Below are 18487 nucleotides of genomic sequence, written 5' to 3'. Positions count from 1 at the left end.
TGTCAGGGCGCAACGACGACCACGTTGTAGGTCTTGCCCGCCAGCATGGGCTTGCTGGTGTCCTCGTGGTAGATGCACCACTTGCTCTGGTAGTACCACACGCCGGTCAGGTTCGGATCGTAGTTGTTCAGGGCCGAGTTCCCGCCGGGATTGAAATTGTGCGTGACGGTCACGATGGCGTCCGGGCGGCCATTCGTGGCGGCGTTGTCGAGGCACGTCCAGTTGCCGGTGATGTTCGTGGCCGTGCTGGTATGCACGAAGCCGACCACCTTGCTGTCCAGGCGACGCAGTTCCGTCTGGGCGGCCTCGAAGTTGCTGTTCACCTCGGCGGCCTTGATGGGCGACCCCGCCGTGAAGGTGTGCGGCGTGGTGAAGGTGGCGGCCAGCGCGACGGCGGTGGCCAGGGCAGCGGTGATCATCAGGGAACGGAACATGGTGGTCTCCTTGAAACGTGGCGGCACACGGCCACGACAGCCACGGGGGATCCCGCAGCCCGGGAACGGTCGGTCAACGGCGGGCCTACTGGTACAGGGCGCTGTCCCACATGCTGGTGTCGAAGACGCCGGGCGGGGTCGTCGTGGCCGGCGGCCCTCCACCGCCACACGCGCTCAGCAGGAGCAGGGCGGCGGCGCACACGGCACCCAGGGACAGGCGGGCCCGGCGGCCCACGGCGGACTGGCATTTCGGCATGGTTTCCCCCCGGAAGTCGGGCTTATCCGCCCCTCGCGGTCAGCGCCGACTTCTGGATTGATCATCCCGACGGGCCGTGACCCTGCCATGATCGCCACCCGGCCCGCCATGACCGGCTCATGATCAGGGGGCCGGAACGTGGGCGGGCGGAGACCGGAGGACGCTCCCTCCAGTCTCCGCCCACGCTGTGATGACCGTCAGTCCCGCGCGGCTGCGCTCAGGGCCTCGGCCCGGTCCGTCTGTTCCCACGGGAACTCGCTGCGGCCGAAGTGCCCGTATGCAGCGGTCTGCGCGTAGATGGGGCGGCGCAGATCGAGCTGCGCGATGATCGCCTGGGGCCGGGCGTCGAAGTGCGCGGCGACGAGCTGGGCCAACGTCTCGTCGCTGACCGTGCCGGTGCCGTAGGTGTCCACCCGCAGGCTGACCGGGCTGGCGCGGCCGATGGCGTACGCGATCTCGACCAGGGCGCGGCGGGCCAGCCCGGCCGCGACCAGATTCTTGGCGATGTAGCGGGCGTAGTACGCGGCGCTGCGGTCCACCTTCGTCGGATCCTTGCCCGAGAACGCCCCGCCCCCGTGCGGCACCGCGCCGCCGTAGGTGTCCACGATGATCTTACGGCCGGTCAGCCCAGTGTCGCCGTGCGGCCCACCGATGACGAAGCGCCCGCTGGGGTTGATGAAGTACTTGGTCTCGGGCGTCAGGTACTGCGCCGGGATCACGGGGCGGATCACGTGCTCGATCATGTCGGCCCGGATCTGTTCCTGCGACACGTCGTCGGCGTGCTGCGTGCTGATCACGATGGTGTCCACCGCCGTCTCGGTGGCCTCGTGCGGCTCGCCGTCGCGCACCACGGTCACCTGGGCCTTGGCGTCGGGGCGCAGGTACGGCAGGGTGCCCGCCTTGCGCAGGTCTGCCAGCTGCCGCGTGAGTTTGTGCGCCAGCGAGATCGGCAGCGGCATCAGCTCGGGCGTCTCGTCGGTCGCGTAGCCGAACATCAGGCCCTGGTCGCCGGCCCCGACCTCGGAATGCGCGTTCTCGGGGCGGGCCCGCTCCTCGGCGCTCATGGCCCGCCATTCCTCGCTGCTGCTCACGCCGCCCGCGATCTCCGGGCTCTGCTCATGGATGCTGACCAGCACGGCGCTGTACTCGGCATCGAAGCCGTAGTTGGCGCGGGTGTAGCCGACCTTCATGACCGCCTCCCGCACGGTTCTCTGCACGTCCACGTGCGCGTGCTGGGCCGTGACCTCGCCCGCCACGACCGCCATGCCGGTGGTCAGCAGCGTCTCGACCGCCACGCGGCTGCCCGGCTCCTGGCGCAGGAACTCGTCGAGCACCGAGTCCGAGATGAAGTCCGCGAGTTTGTCCGGGTGGCCTTCCGAGACGGATTCCGACGTGTAGTACTTCCGCATGCGTGCTCCTTGCGGGGGGTACCGGCGTCTCGCAGAACGACCTGGAGAGGGATGCGTCCGGCCCCACCCGCCACGCCCCCGACGCGGGAGCGCACCGCAGAGCAGGGTAACGCAGGGCGGCCGGGACTGTCAGGACGTGGGACAGAACAACACGCCCAACCGGGCGTGGACTGGACACCTTGAGAGGCGCAGGCCGGAGGTCGAGAGGGCGTGACTTCAGGGCTGTTCCGCCAGAGCACTCTGATTCCACACCCTGTCGGGCACAACGCCGACAGGGTGTTCCATCGCCGTGCTCTGACTCTGTCTGGCACTCGCTCCGCTCGGGCTCGTCTCCGACTCGCCCCAGTTTTCTTCAGGATCGCCGCGAGGCCACTCACTACCGTACCGAAAGCCGCCACCAGAGCAGCGAATTCAGTGAGTCTGAGTTGTCTGCGCGGACGTTTTGGTGTACCCTTACGCTGCTTACGCATAAGGAATCACCTCCTTTAAGCGCCTGGAGCGGCAACTCCAGGCGCTTTTCTGCGCTCAGAGTCTGTGCTCCCCTCATTTCCTCCGGCTGTCATGCACCCCGTCCCTTTCGGGCCACATGCAATTTATCCTAAAACCGAACACCGCCCCGACGCGGGATGGCAAGCGACGCAATCAAGCAAACGCCTCCACAAACCACTCTCCGAACTGAAGCGCGTACTGAGGCAATGTCCGCTCAGGATCGAGGGCCAGCAACGTCGCCATACAGGCAGTCAGTCGGACATCGGCCGGGCATGTGTCCAGCGGTGTTCCGACTACACGGAGCACCTCGACCAGCTTCCCACCATCTTCCACAGCCGCTTGACCGAGAGCCAAGCCATCCCGGCAGCCCTGGATGGCCGCCGCCACCCACTCAGGCTCAAGTGATGCGTTGATCTCGCCAGCACCGGTGTCGGGATGCTCGGGCAGCACGGGAACGACATGCATGCCCAAACCCAGGCGAAACCTCACGCTCACACAGGCGAAGTGCGTGAACCCGTTCACGACGCGCAGTAGCTGGTATTCCTGGGTGACCATGGACGACAGTGTGACGGCCTCGCCCGTCAGTGAACAGCAGCCCCACCCTGACACCGCCCTGACCTGGGGCGGCAGAATGGAAGGGATGAGCCACGTGGTTGTCATAGAGGACGAGGGCACGGTGCGCGATGTCCTGCGGTTCCACCTGGAACGCGCGGGGCTCACGGTCACGGCGCTGCCGTCCACGGCGGGGGGCCTGGAGGCGCTGGAGGGCGCGGACGCGCTGGTGCTCGACTGGATGCTGCCCGGCGAGAGCGGGCTGGGCTTCCTGCGCCGCGTGCGCACCGACGCGGAGCTGCGGCGCATGCCGGTGCTGATGCTCACGGCGCGGGCCGCCGAGGCCGAGCGGGTCGAGGGCCTGGAATCCGGCGCGGACGACTACCTGACCAAGCCCTTCAGCGCGGCGGAGCTGGTGGCGCGGGTGCGGGCGCTGCTGAGGCGCTCGCAGCCGGAGGTGCCGGCGGTGCTGGCGAACGGGCCCCTGAGCGTGGACATGGGCGCGGCCGAGGCCCGCGTGGGCGGCGAGCGCCTGAACCTGACGCGGCGCGAATTCGACCTGCTGGCGTTCCTGGCACAGAACGTGGGGCGGGTGTACTCGCGCACGGAACTGCTGGACAGGGTCTGGGGCGCGGACTTCCTGGGCGGCGAGCGCACCGTGGATCAGCACGTCACGCAGCTGCGGGCACACCTGGGCGACGATCCGGGGCGACCGGGCTTTCTGGAGACCGTGCGCGGCAAGGGCTACCGGATGCGCCCATGGGCGGCCTCGGCGTGAGGGTGGGGGGGCTGCCCACCGGCGAGACGCCGCAGCCGGGGGCGGCCGAGGAGTGGATCATGTGGATGGACGCGCTGCCGCAGGCCGTGATCCTGACCCGGGATGGGGCCGTGACCCGCGTGAACGCCGCCGCTGCGCGGCTGTGGGGGGTGACGCAGGATCGCGCCGTCGGTCGCCCGGTGCTGGAGGTCGTGCGCCGGCACACGCTGGAAGCGCTGCTGGAACGTGGCGGCGAACTGGAACTGGAGGTCTCGGGGCGCACGCTGCGCTGCACCGCCACCCGTGACGGCGCGGACGGCGCCCTGATCGTGGAGGACGTCACCGATCACCGTCGCCGCGAGGCCGAGCTGCGCGAGGCGACGGCCGTCCTGAGCCACGAGTTCCGCACGCCGGTCGCCGCGCTGCGCGGTGTGCTGGAGGCGCTGGAATACGACATGCCGCCGGAGCTGTCGCAGAACTTCGTGCGCCAGGGCCTCCAGGAGACCGAGCGGCTGGCCCGGCTGGTCGAGGACCTGGCCGTGGGATTCCGGCCCACGCGGGCACGTACCCTGGCCCTGGCCGAGGCCTTCACGCGGGCCGAGCGGCTGCTGGCCCCCGAGCTGCTGGCGCGGCAGGCGGCCCTGAGCTTCGGCACGGACTACCTGGTGCGGGCCGATCCCGACAAGCTGCTGCAGGTGCTGCTGAACCTCGTCGAGAACGCCCTGAAGTACGGCCCGGCGGGGCGGCCGGTAGACGTGCAGACCGCCGGTCGCGGCACCTGGGTCGAGGTGTGCGTGCTGGATGACGGCGCGCCGCTGTCGGACACCGACGGCCTGTTCCGGGCCCACACGCGCGGCGCAGCCGCGACCGGACAGGGCAGCGGCATGGGCCTGTACATCGTGCGGAGCATCGTGCAGGGCTGGGGGGGGCAGGCGTGGGCGGAACGGCGGGACAACCGCAACGCCTTCTGCTTCACGCTGCCCGGCGTGGGCGGACTGGGGAGCTGACGACCCGCGTCTCCCCTGACCGCCCTCTGACCTTTCCCCCACCCCGGAGTGCTACGTTCACCCCACAGGAGTGTCCATGCGTGAAGCCCTTGAAACTGACCTGAGAGCCGTCCTGAACGGTGCCCTGAACATGCTCGCCACGGTCGAGCGCATGCTGCCGGTGGCGGCCGATGTGCTGCTGCACGAGAACGTGGAGCGCCTGGACGAGGTCAGGGCCATGGACCGCGAGGTGGACGCCCAGGAAGCGCAGATCGAGGCCGAGTGCCTGCGGATCATCGCCCTGCACCAGCCGGTCGCGCGCGACCTGCGGATGGTCGCCCTGATCCTCAAGAGCCTGTCGGACATCGAGCGCATGGGCGACTACGTGGTGCATGTCGCCAAGGACGGTGCGGAACTGGCCCAGGCCCCGGCCCTGAAACGCTACGTGAACCTGGCCCGCATGCTGGAGCGCCTGGGTGAGATGAGCCAGAACCTCCGCACCGCCATCGCCGAGCGGGACGTGGCGCGGGCCGAGGCGACCACCCAGATGGACGACGAGGTCGACGACCTGTACGAGCAGATCCAGCGCGAACTCGTGACCTACATGCTCGAAGATCCCCGCAACATCAGCAAGGCGCTGATGCTTATGCGGGTGGGCCGCTCGCTGGAGCGCGTGGGCGACCACATGGAAAACGTCTCCGAGCGCGTGCGGTACTGGGTGACCGGCCAGCGCGAGGCGTAGACCCGGCGAAGCATCCGGCCTGACCGGCCAGCGCAGGCACAATAGGGAGCATATGGCGCACTTTCCGACCGGGTTCGTGTGGGGCGCGGCCACCGCGTCGTACCAGATTGAGGGGGCCGTGCACGAGGGCGGGCGCGGCGCGAGCATCTGGGACACCTTCGCGCACACGCCGGGCCGGGTGAAGGCCGGCGACACCGGCGACGTGGCCTGCGACCACTACCACCGCTTCCGCGAGGACGTGGCCCTGATGAGGGCCCTCGGGCTGGGAGCGTACCGGTTCAGCGTCGCGTGGCCGCGCGTGCAGCCGGACGGGCGGGGCCGGGCAAACGAGGCGGGCCTGACCTTCTACGACCGCCTGGTGGACGAGCTGCTGGGGGCCGATCTCCAGCCGTGGGTGACGCTGTACCACTGGGATCTGCCGCAGGCGCTGGAGGATCGCGGCGGGTGGATGAACCGCGACACGGCCCACCGCTTCGAGGAGTACGCGTTCATGGTGGGCGAGCGCCTGTCGGACCGCGTGACCGGCTTCATGACCCTGAACGAGCCATACATTCACTTCCTGCACGGGTACGCCCTGGGAAACCACGCGCCGGGGCGCACGCTGGGGGTGCACGCCTTCCCGGCGGCGCATCACCAGCTGCTCGGGCACGGGCTGGCCGTGCGGGCGCTGCGCGAGGCGGGCGCGAACATGGTCGGGATCGCCAACAACCATGCTCCCGCGTGGCCTGCGGGCGACCGCGACGAGGATCTGGACGCCGCCAACCGCATGGACGCCCTGCACAACCACCTGTTCACCGATCCGCTGATCCGGGGGGAGTACCCGGCGCTGGCGCTGGACATCCTCCAGGGCACCGATCCGGCGCTGCTGGAGGTGATCCGCCCCGGCGACCTGAGCGTGATCGCCGCGCCGCTGGACTTTCTGGGCGTGAATTACGACCGGCCCGACTCCGTGAGGGCCGACCCTACGGGGCCGTTCGGCGTGTCCCTGGGCCGGATTCCCGACCGGGAGTACACGGCGTCCGGGTGGCCGGTCGTGCCCGAGGGCCTGACCCAGACCCTGACCGGCCTGAAGGCCCGCTACGGCGACACCTGCCCGCCCCTGTACGTCACCAGGAGCGGCTGTTCCGTGGCCGATGTCATTGACGTTGACGGCCGCGTGCGCGACGATCTCCGTATCCGCTACCACGAGGCGCACCTGGAGGCCGTGCGGGACGCCATCACGCAGGGGGCCGGCGTGCGCGGGTACTTCGCGTGGTCACTGCTCGACAACTTCGAGTGGGCCGAGGGCTACAGCCAGCGCTTCGGGCTGGTGCATGTGGACTTCGCCACGCAGGTGCGCACCCCCAAGGACAGTTACCACTGGTTCCAGTCCTTCCTGCGGGAGCAGGCGTAGCCGGGAATCTGGACTACTTCCGGGTCACCGTGCACACGCCGCCGGTCAGTTTTGTCCCGCTGCCGGACAGCTTCGCGAACACGGCCTTCAGCTCGGCCGTGCTCCCGGCGATGCCCACGCCGGTCAGCCGGGGGGTGAGGCGACGGGTTCCGACAGGGGCGTCCTGGGAGACAGGGCTGAAGACGATGCATGCCTTCTCGCGTCTGGGATCGCTGGTGTCCCAGAACTGGGAGGGGCCGCCCGTGACCGGACCGGCCAGGATCACGTAGCCGCCCCTCGCGTCGAACCGCCAGGAATCGGAGCTGGAGCGGTAGACCGGCGCGCTGCTCAGGACGATGGTGCCGCTCAGGGCGTCTTCGTTCTGGTCGCGCCCGCTGATCAGCAGGGTATCCCCCCGGCGGAAGAGGGGCGGCGCGGCCACCTGCAACGTGGGGCCGGTGGTGGCCGGGGCACACGCCGCGAGCAGCAGGGCCAGGGCCGGAACCGTCAGCAGGAAGCGCATCTCCGCCACTGTAGATTCGAGGTGTGAACGGTGGGCAAGAACCGCAGGGCCACCGGACAGGCCCGGATCGCCACGTGCCCGGACTACAGCTCCAGGTTCCGGGGCGTGGTCGTGCCCGCAGGAATCGCCGTCACCAGGATCTCGTGCCGGCCGGTCACGAAGACCTTGAAGCCGCGCCCGTGCAGGCCGCGCCGCGCCCCGGTCACGTCGGCCATGAGCAGGCTGTGGTCAGGCCGCGCGAAGTTCCGTACCCGTGCCCCCGGGCTCAGGGTGCCGTCGCGGTAGCGGGCGTTCGGATAGCCCAGGATCAGGCCGCCCGTGGGGGTCAGGTGGTGGCGGCGCAGCGCGGCGAGCAGCACGTCCTGCCGGATACCAGGGCTCTGGAGCAGGCTCAGGGCGATCACCACGTCGAAGGTGCCGAGCTCCGGGCGGGGCAGCGTGGTCACGTCCAGCGTGTGAAAGGTGGCGTCCGGGTGGCGGGCACGGGCCAGCTCCAGCGCCGAGGCATCCAGATCCACGCCGTGAACCTCAAAGACGCGCTCCGGGAAGGCGAGCGGCAGGGCGTCCAGTTCGCGGCCGCGATTCACGCCCAGTACCAGCACCCGGCCGCCAGGTGGGGGATTCACGCGCCGCAGGGCCTCCACGAAACTCAGCAGGAAGGTCGGATCTTCCAGCTTGTCCACCCGTGCCCAGTCGCCGCCTGCCCCGTACCCGGCCGCGTCGGGTTCTGGACGGGCCGCCCATGTCCGCAGACGCACCCGGACGTGCCCAGGCGCGGCCCGCTCTGGCGTGAGCAGGTGGGCCCCCAGCAGATCGGCCATCTCTGTCCACACGGCCCACGGCCGGTGGATGCCGTGTGGAGTCATCTCGCCCGCATACAGGCCCAGCCCGGCGTCCGGATCAGGCACGGTGAACGTCACCTCGCCCCTCTCCCACAGGGCACGTCGCAGGGCAGGAATGATGGTCGAGAGCGGTTCAAGACGGAAGGCAAGATCGTCAGGCATGAGAAAACCCCGTCAGCATAGACGGGGTTCGCGGACAAGAGGCGGTGCGGTGGCTCAGCCCTGCAGGGCAGCGGCCAGCTGGCGCAGGCCGTCCTGATCGGCGGCCGGGGCGTCCGGCGCGAGGCTCTCGGTCGCAGCACCGAGATCAGGCAGGAGGGCGGCGGCCCCTTCCAGGTCACCGCTTTCCAGCGCGCTCTTCAGGCTGGCGAGGTGATCCACGACCGTCTCGGCACCGGGAACGCCGTCGAGCGTCTGGTGCCAGGAGGTGACGTTGGCGACGGCCGCGCTGGCCGGCACGCTCTGGAGTCCGCCCGAAAGGGCATCGATGGTCTGCTGGAGCTGTTCGTTCATGATTGACCTCCTGAAGCTGGTATGTCCTGCCGCCACAGCAGACCACCACCGGACACGCGGGAGTGTACGACCGCACGCTTCATGAAGGGTGCCAAACGTGCCAAAAACACCGTCCTGGCGAGGAATTTGCAGGGAATGCTACGGTGATGCCCGGTGCGTTGCACTGGCCTGACGTCATGGCCCTTTCGTCCCACCCCAGTGGCCCCGACATGGAGGCGCTGCTGACCCGCGTGTTCCTGCGGGCCGCCGACCCCGCCCCGGCCCGTGAGCGGCTGGCCCTGCGCTTTGTGCAGACCGACCCGGACGCCTGCGTACTGGTCGATGGCCGCAGTGGACAGACCACGGTTCTCAGTGGCGACGCGGCCCGCAGTGGCCCCGCTGACCTGACCTTTGCGCTGCGTGGTACCGGTGCCGACGCCTTCTGGCGCGGCGACCTGAACGTGGTGGCCGCCATGACCGATGGCACGCTGCGGATCACCGGCCCCCTGCTGCGGGCCCTGGCCCTGGCCCCCGGCCTGAAACTGGTGCAGGCGGCGTACCGCGCCGAGACGGGAACAGACTAGGGCGCTCAGTACCCCCGGTGCCGCACCACGGCGCCCTGCCCCTCCAGCCACTCGGTCACCGTGCCCACGGCGGCCTTCACGCCGGGCGTGATGATCGGGCCTCCAAATTTGGCGAGCCGCACCAGATACGAGCCGTCCTCGCGGGCGGTGATGCCGATCAGGACTTCCTGGGTCAGGTCGCCCTCGACGACGTGTGCCAGGGCGACCCAGCCGTCGCGGCGCAGGCCCTGGTACAGGTCGAGCAGGATCACGGTCCAGCCCGCCTGGGGGCTGCGCTGTGTGACCTTCTCGAAGGCGGTGGGGGCGAAGGTCTGGGGCAGGGTCAGGACAGCGTGGGGCACGGTGGATTCGTCCTCCGGGTAGGGGTACACGTCGCCGTGTGGCACGGGCCGATGAGCGGTGGGCGTGAAGCTGGCGTGGTGGGCACCGAGCCCCAGATCTCGCCACTTCAGGGCGTACTTGGTCTCCAGCGCGGCCGGGGGCGGATCACCGGTCTGCACGTCCATGACACCGCTGGCACGGGCCTGTTCCAGTGCGAACTCGAAATACTCGTCGTGGTCGGTGGTGAGCAGCACGCGGCCACCGGGCTTCAGGCGGCTGGCGGCCAGCTGGAAGAACGGCACACGCAGCAGGCGGTGATCGGTGTGCCCGGCCTTGGGCCACGGATCGGGAAAGTTCACGATGATGGCGTCCAGTGCTCCGTGCGGGATGACCTCGCGGATCAGCACGTCGGCGGGCAGCTTGGTCAGGACGGCGTTGTCCAGGCCCGCGTCCCTCAGGCGGCGGTGCGCCTTGAGGAGCGACACGCCCGACAGTTCCACGCCCAGATAGTTCGGCACCTCGGGCAGGGTGCGGGCATACGCGGGCCAGAAGCGGCCGTCGCCGAACCCCACCTCCAGCACCCACGGCCGCCCCGGCGTATGGGGGTACAGGCGGGCCGCGTCGTCCGGAACGTGGAAGTCGCCCAGACGGAAGATCATGCGTCCCCCAGCAGGTCGGCGGCCAGCCGCGCCGCGTCGGTCAGGACGCTGGCGTAGGTGTGCTCGCCGGGCGTGCACTGGCCGACCATCCGCACCCGGTTCAGGCGGGGCACCCGGAAGCCGTCAAGTTCGCTGGGCGCGGGTGTCAGGAAGCGCACGTCGTAGGCGGGGGCACCGTCCACGGCGGCGGCCGTGCGCTCGGCCCCGATCAGCCAGATGCCGCTGCTGGCCAGGTCGTCCGCCAGGAAGTCGTAGGCGACCTCCGAGAGCCGTCCGGCCTCCTCCAGCCCGTCCCCGATCAGCAGGCGGCCCTTGAGGAACGCGCCGACCGCCAGCACGACCCGCCGGGCGTGCAACATCGGCCCTTCCCACGTGGACAGCACGACCTGATCATCGTCCTCGTCCAGCGCGGTCACGGTGCTCTGGAGCAGGTGGATGCCGCTGGTCGCCTCGATCTCGGCCTTCAGGTGGCGGTGGAACGTCCAGCCGTCGGTGTCGGGCGCGACCTGGGCCTGCACCTGCGCGAACACGCTGCCCTCGGGGAAGTCCACACCGGCCGTGGTCGGCTGGTACAGCGTGCCCAGGTGGTCGAGGGCCTGCGAGACGAGCAGCACGTCCTGGCCGCCGTGCGCGAGTCGCCACGCGAGTTCCGTGCCGGCCAGTCCGGCCCCGACGACCGCCACGTCGTACACGTGGCCGGGCTGGGGGCGGCTGCGGGGCGCGTGTCCATGTTGAGACTGTGGGCCGAACATCGCCCGGAAGTGTAGCCCGGCCATACTGGACAGCGTGACCCTGAACGCCGGCTACGCCTACCGCACGCCCGTCCAGACCGGCGGACAGACGGTGCTGGCCTTCCTGAGCACGCGCTACACGCACTCGGATGCCGGGATCTGGGCGGCGCGGCTCGCGGCCGGCGAGGTCACCGTGGACGGCCGGCGGGCACGCGGCGATCACGTGCTCCGGGCCGGACAGGTGCTCGTGTGGCACCGTCCCCCGTGGCCCGAGGAGGACGTGCCGCTGCACTACACCGTGCTGTACGAGCACGCCGGGCTGCTGGCGGTGGACAAGCCCTCCGGGCTGCCGACCCTGCCGGGTGGGGGCTTTCTGGAGCACACGCTGCTCACGCTGGTGCGCCGCACGTCTCCGGGCGCGTCGCCGCTGCACCGGCTGGGACGCGGCACGAGCGGTGTGGTGCTGTTCGCACTGGACAGCCACGCCGGGGCGGCGCTGGCCCGCGAGTGGCGGGAGCACGCCGTGCGCAAGACCTACCGGGCACTCGTGTCGGGCCTCGTGGCGCCGGACGCCCTGACCGTCACCGCGCCCATCGGGCCGGTCGCGCATCCCCGGCTGGGCGACGTGCACGCGGCCACGGCCGGCGGAAAGGTCGCCCGCTCCGACCTGCGGGTCGTGGAACGCCGCGCGGACACCACCCTGCTCGACGTGGACATCCTCACCGGGCGGCCCCACCAGATCCGCATCCACACGGCGTGGGCAGGACACCCCCTGGTGGGCGATCCACTGTATGCGCCGGGCGGCGGTGTCCGGCCGGACGTGCCGGGCCTGCCGGGCGACCTGGGCTACTGGCTGCACGCGTGGCAGCTGTCCTTCACCCATCCCCGGACGGGAGCCGGCGTCACGGTCACGGCCCCCCCGCCGACCCTGCTGCGGACAGCCGCCGCACCGGTTCTCCCCCCCTCCCGTGAATAAATGTGAACAACCCGCCGGCCTGTCAGAAGACCGAGAGTCTCCGGCGGTCATAGTGAACAGGTGAATACCAACGTGGAGCGCACCGGGCCGACCGGACGGCAACGCTCCGGGAAGCGGTCATGACGTCCACCGACGTCCCCCCCGGACGGCCCGCGTGGGCGTCGCTGGCGTGGTTCTCGGTGCGGGGCAGTCCGGTCTGGGTCACCGGACTGCTGCTGCTGTCCGTGCTGTCTGTTCTGCTGTGCTCCGTCGCCATCCGCAGCGCCGATCACCAGCGGAACACGCTGCTGCTGCTCGCCGACACGACGGCCGGCGCCAGCCGCCACAACGCCCTGGAATGGGAGGCGGTCAGCCGCGACGGCCTGACGGCAGACTTCTGGCTGCGGGTGGATGCCAGCCGCACCGACCTGATCGAGCGGCACGCGGCCCTGGGCGTCGCCCAGGTGACCGATACCCGGGGGGTGGCCGGCTGGATTCATGCCCGGCTCCACCACGTCTCCACCCATGACCTGAGCCATGTCGCCGGCCTGCTGCGGGCCTACATCCGGGCGACGGATCAGGAGTTCGTGCTGCTGCGGGACGGCGACCGGACGGCGGCCCTGGCCCTGGACGAGACCACGGTCGATCCCCTGGCGGATCAGCTGGAACGCGCCATGGCGCAGGTGCGGACGGTTCGGGAACAGGAAGCCCACGGCACCCTGGTGCTGGCCGCCGTGCTGATCGGCGTGGCCCTGCTGTCGTCGCTGGTCACCGCCTCGGTGCTGGCGCGGCGCCTGCGCGTCCAGGTGCGGGCGGCACGGATGCTCGAGGAGCAGCGCCAGCTGGAGCGGGAGCAGGATGAGCGCGATTCGCTGACCGGACTGTGGAACCGCCGCGCCCTGCACCGCCTGTATGCCCGCTGGACGGCGCAGGGTGCCCTGAGCGTGCTGGTGCTGGACCTCAACCGCCTGAAGGTGATCAACGACTCCGGCGGACATGCCGCCGGGGACGCGTACCTGCGCCGGGTGGCACTCACCCTGCTGGACGTGAGTCATCCGCACGGCCTGGCCGCCCGCTGGGGTGGAGACGAGTTCGTCGTGCTGCTGCCGGGCCTGGACGCCGGAGCTGCCCAGCGGCTCGCCGAGCGGGCCAGCGCCCAGCTGGAGGCCCCGGGCGACCCGATGCCGCCCTTCGCGTACGGCGTGGCGCACGTGCCCGAGGCCACGTCGCTGGAGCGCGTGCTGGCCCTGGCCGACGCCCTGATGTATGAGCACAAGGAGGTGCAGCGCCAGGAGGTCGCCCGGCTCGTGCCCGGGCGGCGGGTGGGCGTGACCGTCGAGGAGTTCACGTCGCGCCTGGAGCAGCTCGAACGCCCGCAGGACATCCTGACCGAGGGCCTGAGCCTGGCCCGCGCCGTGCTGGACTTCCAGGCCAGCGCCTATCTGGAGCGGGTGGGCGACGACTTCGTTCTGCGGCGCCTGGACGGCGACGTGGACGCGGATGTCCGCACCGCGCTCGAGGGCCGGATGTACCGCGAGGGCGACGGCGTGACCGGTCAGGCCATCGCCCAGAGTGCCACCCGCTGGAGCAACGACTACCCGGCCGAGCCCTTCGCGCTGGAATCGTGGGTGCACAGCGGCCTGAAGAGCGTCGTGATGGTGCCCGTGCGCTACGGGGGCCGCATGATGGGTCTGGTCGGTCTGCTGCAGTTCAACACCTGGCGGGTGGTCACCCCCCAGGCCCGGCGGCTGCTCGAGGCCCTGGCGTCCCGCCTGGGTCATTCCCACGAGCGTATGAACGCGGTCGAGAGTGTCCGCAGTGCGCTGCAGGGGGGGCTGCTGGCCCTGGGGGTGGCGCTGGAGGAACGCGACCTGGAGACCGCCGGGCATACCGAGCGTGTCGTCACGCTGGCCGAACACCTGGGCATGCAGCTCGGCATGAGCGACGCGACCCTCGACGCCCTGCGCCAGGGCGCGTCCCTGCACGACATCGGCAAGCTGGTCATCCCGGACTCGATCCTGCTCAAGCCCGGCCCACTGTCGCAGGGCGAGTGGGCGGTCATGCGCAACCACGCCGAGCGGGGCTACGAGATCGCGCACCGGCTGTCCGGCCTGATGCCCACCACGCTGGAGGTCATCCGCAGCCACCACGAGCGCTGGGACGGCAGCGGATACCCGGACGGCCTGCGGGGCACCGCGATTCCGCTCGCCGCCCGGATCTTCGCCGTGTGCGACGTATACGACGCTCTGACCCATGTCCGCCCCTACAAGGACGCGTGGACGCACGACGCAGCCGTCGCGGAGATCCGGGCCAAGAGCGGCACCCACTTCGATCCGGCGGTCGTCGAGGCGTTCCTGGCCCTGGTCACGCCCCCCACGCCGGAGGCCCGCGACGTGGCGACCGCCGAGACCCACCACCGGCCCACCGGCTGATCCCGGCGGCGCGAGGCCGCGCCCTGCCCGGTCACTCCAGCAGATGGGCGCGCTGGCGCTTGGCCGCGTACATGCGGTGATCGGCGCGGCGTACCCAGTCACTCAGGGTGTCGCCCGCCCGCACCTCGGCCAGCCCGGCGTTCACGTACGGAGCGTCCGGGATCGACCACGGCCTCAACCGGAGGTCATGCAGGAACGCGTGCACCCACTGCTGCCCGGCGTCCGCATCGCCGGGCAGCAGCACCGCGAACTCGTCGCCGCCCAGCCGGAACGCGTGGGCTGGTGGGGCCGCACAGACCATCAGGGCCTCACCCAGACCGTGCAGAACCTCGTCGCCCACCTGATGGCCGTGGGTGTCGTTGATCCGCTTGAAGTCCTGCACGTCCATGACGACCAGCGTGGCGGCGGGGGGCTGCGCGGCCGCGTCCAGGGTGGCGGCGACCTGCGCCGTGAAGGCCCGGCGGTTGGGCAGCCCGGTCAGGGGATCCGTGCGGGCCTCGTGCTCCACCCGTTCATGCAGCGCGGCGTTTTCCAGAGCGATACTGACGTGCAGACCCAGCAGTTCCAGAAATTCCAGATCCTCGGGCGTGAAGGCGCCGGCGTGGTCACTCTGCACAGACAGCACGGCATGTGGCGCGCTGCCGGGCCGCAGGGGGACGCCCATCCACGACCGTGTGATGGGCCGTCCGGAAGCGGCGTTCAGGCGGAACACGTGCAGCCCCTCACGGCGCAGGTACGCGCTCAGGTCGTTCTCCAGACGCAGGCGACCGTCCAGCACCCGCTCCAGTAGGCCGTCATGGCGGGGCGCGATGTACTCGTCGACGCTCGTGTCGCCCTCCAGGGTACGGGTCGTCCAGCTGCCGTCGGGGCCGCGCGTGGCGAGCAGCGTGACCGGGGCGGTAAACAGTTCCCTGGCCTGCCGGTGCACCGTCCGGACGAGTTCGTCCGTGCGGACACTGCGGGCCACGACAGCGGCCACCTGGACCAGGGAGCGGTACCGGGCGATCTGCCGGGCGAGGTCGGGTGGAACCGTGGCCATGCGTGCGGTCAGTATCGCACGGGCCTCCGGGAACCGTCCCGGTGCGGCGCCTGCCGTGCGCGATCCGCTGATTTGCACTGTTTTTTCTGCCGCGGTCGTCCACAGTGGGGGGAACGTGAACACGACCCCACTGGTGATCCCATGACCGCCGTCCCCATGACTGCCGGCCTGCTCGACGCCGGGCTCGCCGCCGAGGTCCTTCAGCTCGCGCGGGCGGGCGGCGCGGACTTCTCGGAACTGTTCGTCGAGGACACCCTGAACACGCAGCTGCGCCTGCACCAGGGCGACCTCAAGGACGCCGGGGGCGGCAACCTGTTCGGCGCCGGGCTGCGGCTGCTGTACGGCACGCGGGTGGTCTACGCCTACACGAACGACGTGACCCCCACCGGTCTGCGTGAGCTGGCACAGACCGTGGCCCGTGCCCAGGGCGGATCGGGTACGGTCGGTTCTGGCGGCGCGGGCGGCCTGGACTTCCGCACGGTGGAGGCCCGGCCGCTGGCGGTGGCGCGCGAGCATCCTCTGGCAGCCGCAAAGCGCGACAAGCTGGCCGTGATGCGCCGGGCCCACGGCGGCGCGGCCGGGGTGGGGGACGTGAAGACCGTGGACGTGACCTACTCGGATCGTGTGCAGCGCGTCCTGATCGCCAACTCCGAGGGGCTGTGGGCCGAGGACGAGCGCGTGCAGGTGCGGCTGTACGTGAATGCCATCGCGCAGGACGGAACGCTGCGCGAGAGCGGCTACCACGCGCCCGGCGCGTCGCGCGGCCTGGAATTCTTCGAGGAGGTGAGCCCCGAGGGCGTCGGGGCCGAGGCCGCCCGGATCGCCAACGCCATGCTGCGCGCCGGCTACGCGCCGGCCGGAAAATTCCCGGTCGTGATCGGAAATGCCTTTGGCGGCGTGATCTTCCACGAGGCCTGCGGCCACATCCTGGAGACGACGGCGGTCGAGAAGAACGCCAGTGTCTTCGCCGACAAGCTGGGCCAGAAGATCGCCGACACCTGCGTGAGCGCCGTGGACGACGGCACCATCCCGGGCTCGTGGGGCATGGTGACCGTAGACGACGAGGGCATGCCCGCGCAGCGCACCGTCCTGATCGATCAGGGCATCCTGACGTCGTTCATGGTCGACCGGCTGGGCTCGCAGAAGACCGGGTACGCCCGCACCGGGTCGGGCCGGCGGCAGAACTACACCTACGCCCCGGCCAGCCGCATGCGCAGCACCTTCATCGAGAACGGTGACCGCACGCCCGACGACCTGATCCGCAGCGTCGACCACGGCATCTACGCCCGCACCATGGGCGGCGGGAGCGTCAGCCCCGGCACCGGGGACTACAACTTCGCGGTGAACGAGGCCTACATGATCCGGAACGGAGAGCTCGCGGAACCGCTGCGCGGGGCCTCGCTGGTGGGGAACGGTGCGAGCGACCTGCTGAACATCGTCGGCGTGGCGGGCGACCTGGCGCTGGGGCAGGGCATGTGCGGCAGCGTGTCGGGCAGCATTCCCACCGACGTGGGGCAGCCGCACCTGCTGATCAGCTCCATCACCGTCGGGGGCCGGGCATGACCGCCGCCGAGCAGCTGGGCATCGCCGGAGCCCGCACCTACGTGCTCGAACGGGCCCGCCAGCGGGGGGTCGAACTGGAGGTCTACGCCGAGCGCGAGACGGCCACCAGCATCCAGGCCTTCGGCGGTGAGGTCAGCGAGTTCAAGCTCCAGGCGCGGCAGGGTCTCGGACTGCGGGCGCTGGTCGGCGGCGCGTGGGGATACGCCTTCACGGAGAACCTGTCGCGGCCCGCCCTGGATCGTGCGCTGGACAGCGCCGTCGAGAACGCCGGTCTGGTCGCCCCCGAGGCCGGCTCGGCGCTGTCGGACTGGCCCGCCCCACCCGCCCTGGATCTGTACGGCGAGGGCCTGAGCGGTGTGGGCGTGGAACAGAAGGTGCAGTCGGCGCTGACCCTGGAGGCCGCCGCGAGAGGTGCCGATCCGCGCGTGACCAGCGTGCCCTACGGCGGCTACCGCGACTCGGACAGTGAGACGCTGATCGGCAACACCCACGGCCTGGAACGCGGCGAGAAGGCCCTGAACGCCGTGACCTTCGTCGCGCCGCTGGTCAGCGAGGACGGCCAGAACAAGATGAAGGTCGACTGGCAGTTCACACGGGAGTTCACGGCGCTCGACCCCACCCGCACGGCCCTGAGCGCTGTGGACAAGAGTCTCGCGCTGCTGGGCGCCCGCCCCGCCCCGAGCGGCACGGTGCCCGCGATCATCACGGGGGAATGCCTGGGCAGCCTGCTGGCCCTGTTCGCTCCGATGTTCAGCGGCAAGATGGTCGAGGAGGGGAAGAGCCCCCTGGCGGGCCGCCTGGGGAGTACGGTCGCCAGCCCCCTGGTCACGCTGCTCGACGACCCCACCCTGCCGCGTGGCCTGAACTCGCGCTCCTTCGATGCCGAGGGCCATCCCAGCGTTCCCCTGACGCTGATCGGCAGCGGGACACTCAGCGCGTTCATGCACAACGCCCAGACCGCCGCCCGCGCCGGCACCGTCAGCACCGGGCACGCCACGCGCTCTGGCTACCAGGGCACCGTGGGGGTCGGCCCCAGCAACCTGCTGATGCTGGCCGGCGACACCCCGCCCGACCAGCTCGCGGCGGGCCTGACGGGCGTGAAGCTCACCGACATCTCCGGCGGCCACGCAGGCGCCGACCCGGTCACCGGGGACTTCAGTCTCCAGGCCGAGGGCTTCTGGATCGAGGACGGCGTGGTCGCGTATCCCCTGGAGGTCTACACGGTCGCCGGGAACATCATCGACGTGCTGCGCGACATCCAGGCCGTCGGCCGCGAGACCGAATGGACGATGCACGCCACCGGCGCGCCCGCCGTGCGCGTGGGAGCTCTGGCGATCGGCGGGAGCTGA

19 protein-coding genes are annotated in these 18487 nt (G+C 70.6%); 9 read left to right on the top strand and 10 right to left on the bottom strand.

All coding sequences use genetic code 11. The features are described from left to right. Positions 1-2: 2 nt before the first annotated feature. From U2P90_RS03685 to U2P90_RS03670, 4 genes are all read right to left on the bottom strand, one after another. Complete coding sequence (locus tag U2P90_RS03685) at positions 3-434, bottom strand: hypothetical protein (protein ID WP_322473849.1); 432 nt, start codon at positions 432-434, stop codon at positions 3-5. Between the two features lie 85 nt (positions 435-519). Beyond that, on the bottom strand, positions 520-690 hold the full coding sequence (locus U2P90_RS03680; RefSeq protein WP_322473848.1) for a hypothetical protein: 171 nt from the start codon (positions 688-690) through the stop codon (positions 520-522). Positions 691-887: 197 nt separating this feature from the next. Continuing rightward, entirely contained in the window at positions 888-2099 is a 1212-nt protein-coding gene (metK, locus tag U2P90_RS03675; protein ID WP_295816463.1) for a methionine adenosyltransferase, read from the bottom strand. A gap of 642 nt (positions 2100-2741) precedes the next feature. After that, positions 2742-3143 (bottom strand): hypothetical protein, encoded by a 402-nt coding sequence (locus tag U2P90_RS03670; RefSeq protein ID WP_322473847.1) that lies wholly within the window; start codon positions 3141-3143, stop codon positions 2742-2744. An 85-nt stretch (positions 3144-3228) separates the two neighbouring features. Between U2P90_RS03670 and U2P90_RS03665 the strand changes: the two genes are divergently transcribed. The 4 genes from U2P90_RS03665 (at position 3229) to U2P90_RS03650 (ending at position 7018) form a co-directional block, all read left to right on the top strand. Beyond that, positions 3229-3918 (top strand): response regulator transcription factor, encoded by a 690-nt coding sequence (locus U2P90_RS03665; RefSeq protein WP_322473846.1) that lies wholly within the window; start codon positions 3229-3231, stop codon positions 3916-3918. 59 nt (positions 3919-3977) lie between these two features. Beyond that, positions 3978-4904 (top strand): sensor histidine kinase, encoded by a 927-nt coding sequence (locus U2P90_RS03660; protein ID WP_295816482.1) that lies wholly within the window; start codon positions 3978-3980, stop codon positions 4902-4904. A gap of 76 nt (positions 4905-4980) precedes the next feature. Then, entirely contained in the window at positions 4981-5625 is a 645-nt protein-coding gene (gene phoU, locus U2P90_RS03655) for a phosphate signaling complex protein PhoU (protein ID WP_322473845.1), read from the top strand. A gap of 52 nt (positions 5626-5677) precedes the next feature. Then, entirely contained in the window at positions 5678-7018 is a 1341-nt protein-coding gene (locus U2P90_RS03650) for a GH1 family beta-glucosidase (protein ID WP_322473844.1), read from the top strand. Between the two features lie 13 nt (positions 7019-7031). On the opposite strand, the gene U2P90_RS03645 is transcribed toward U2P90_RS03650, so the two are convergent. The 3 genes from U2P90_RS03645 to U2P90_RS03635 all read right to left on the bottom strand — a co-directional run bounded on the left by U2P90_RS03645 (position 7032) and on the right by U2P90_RS03635 (position 8875). Beyond that, positions 7032-7520: a hypothetical protein gene (locus U2P90_RS03645; RefSeq protein ID WP_322473843.1), complete on the bottom strand. Its 489-nt coding sequence runs from the start codon at positions 7518-7520 to the stop codon at positions 7032-7034. 83 nt (positions 7521-7603) lie between these two features. Then, positions 7604-8524: a class I SAM-dependent methyltransferase gene (locus tag U2P90_RS03640; protein WP_322473842.1), complete on the bottom strand. Its 921-nt coding sequence runs from the start codon at positions 8522-8524 to the stop codon at positions 7604-7606. A gap of 54 nt (positions 8525-8578) precedes the next feature. Beyond that, complete coding sequence (locus U2P90_RS03635) at positions 8579-8875, bottom strand: hypothetical protein (protein ID WP_295816471.1); 297 nt, start codon at positions 8873-8875, stop codon at positions 8579-8581. Between the two features lie 176 nt (positions 8876-9051). On the opposite strand from U2P90_RS03635, the gene U2P90_RS03630 reads away from it, so the two are divergent. Continuing rightward, positions 9052-9438, top strand: a complete 387-nt coding sequence (locus U2P90_RS03630) for a hypothetical protein (protein ID WP_322473841.1) — start codon at positions 9052-9054, stop codon at positions 9436-9438. Positions 9439-9443: 5 nt separating this feature from the next. Here U2P90_RS03630 and trmB read toward each other — a convergent pair whose 3' ends face one another. Then, complete coding sequence (trmB, locus tag U2P90_RS03625) at positions 9444-10418, bottom strand: tRNA (guanine(46)-N(7))-methyltransferase TrmB (protein WP_322473840.1); 975 nt, start codon at positions 10416-10418, stop codon at positions 9444-9446. Continuing rightward, positions 10415-11170 (bottom strand): FAD-dependent oxidoreductase, encoded by a 756-nt coding sequence (locus tag U2P90_RS03620; RefSeq protein ID WP_322473839.1) that lies wholly within the window; start codon positions 11168-11170, stop codon positions 10415-10417. The genes trmB and U2P90_RS03620 overlap by 4 nt, the downstream gene beginning before the upstream one ends. Before the next feature lie 34 nt (positions 11171-11204). Between U2P90_RS03620 and U2P90_RS03615 the strand changes: the two genes are divergently transcribed. Both U2P90_RS03615 and U2P90_RS03610 read left to right on the top strand, forming a co-directional pair. Then, positions 11205-12125, top strand: coding sequence for an RluA family pseudouridine synthase (locus U2P90_RS03615; RefSeq protein WP_322473838.1), 921 nt, complete (start codon positions 11205-11207; stop codon positions 12123-12125). 119 nt (positions 12126-12244) lie between these two features. Then, on the top strand, positions 12245-14536 hold the full coding sequence (locus U2P90_RS03610; RefSeq protein WP_322473837.1) for an HD domain-containing phosphohydrolase: 2292 nt from the start codon (positions 12245-12247) through the stop codon (positions 14534-14536). A gap of 31 nt (positions 14537-14567) precedes the next feature. On the opposite strand, the gene U2P90_RS03605 is transcribed toward U2P90_RS03610, so the two are convergent. Further along, positions 14568-15575 (bottom strand): GGDEF domain-containing protein, encoded by a 1008-nt coding sequence (locus U2P90_RS03605; protein WP_322473836.1) that lies wholly within the window; start codon positions 15573-15575, stop codon positions 14568-14570. 141 nt (positions 15576-15716) lie between these two features. Between U2P90_RS03605 and U2P90_RS03600 the strand changes: the two genes are divergently transcribed. After that, positions 15717-17138 carry a TldD/PmbA family protein gene (locus U2P90_RS03600; RefSeq protein ID WP_322473835.1) on the top strand — a complete coding sequence of 474 codons (1422 nt, stop codon included), beginning with the start codon at positions 15717-15719 and terminating at the stop codon, positions 17136-17138. Next, positions 17135-18487, top strand: coding sequence for a TldD/PmbA family protein (locus U2P90_RS03595; RefSeq protein WP_322473834.1), 1353 nt, complete (start codon positions 17135-17137; stop codon positions 18485-18487). Before U2P90_RS03600 ends, U2P90_RS03595 begins: the two co-directional genes overlap by 4 nt.

Source organism: Deinococcus sp. AB2017081 (genome assembly GCF_034440735.1).
Taxonomy (GTDB): Bacteria; Deinococcota; Deinococci; order Deinococcales; family Deinococcaceae; genus Deinococcus; species Deinococcus rufus.
The sequence above is the reverse complement of the archived record's forward strand: the minus strand, read 5'-3'. Positions and strand labels throughout refer to the sequence as shown.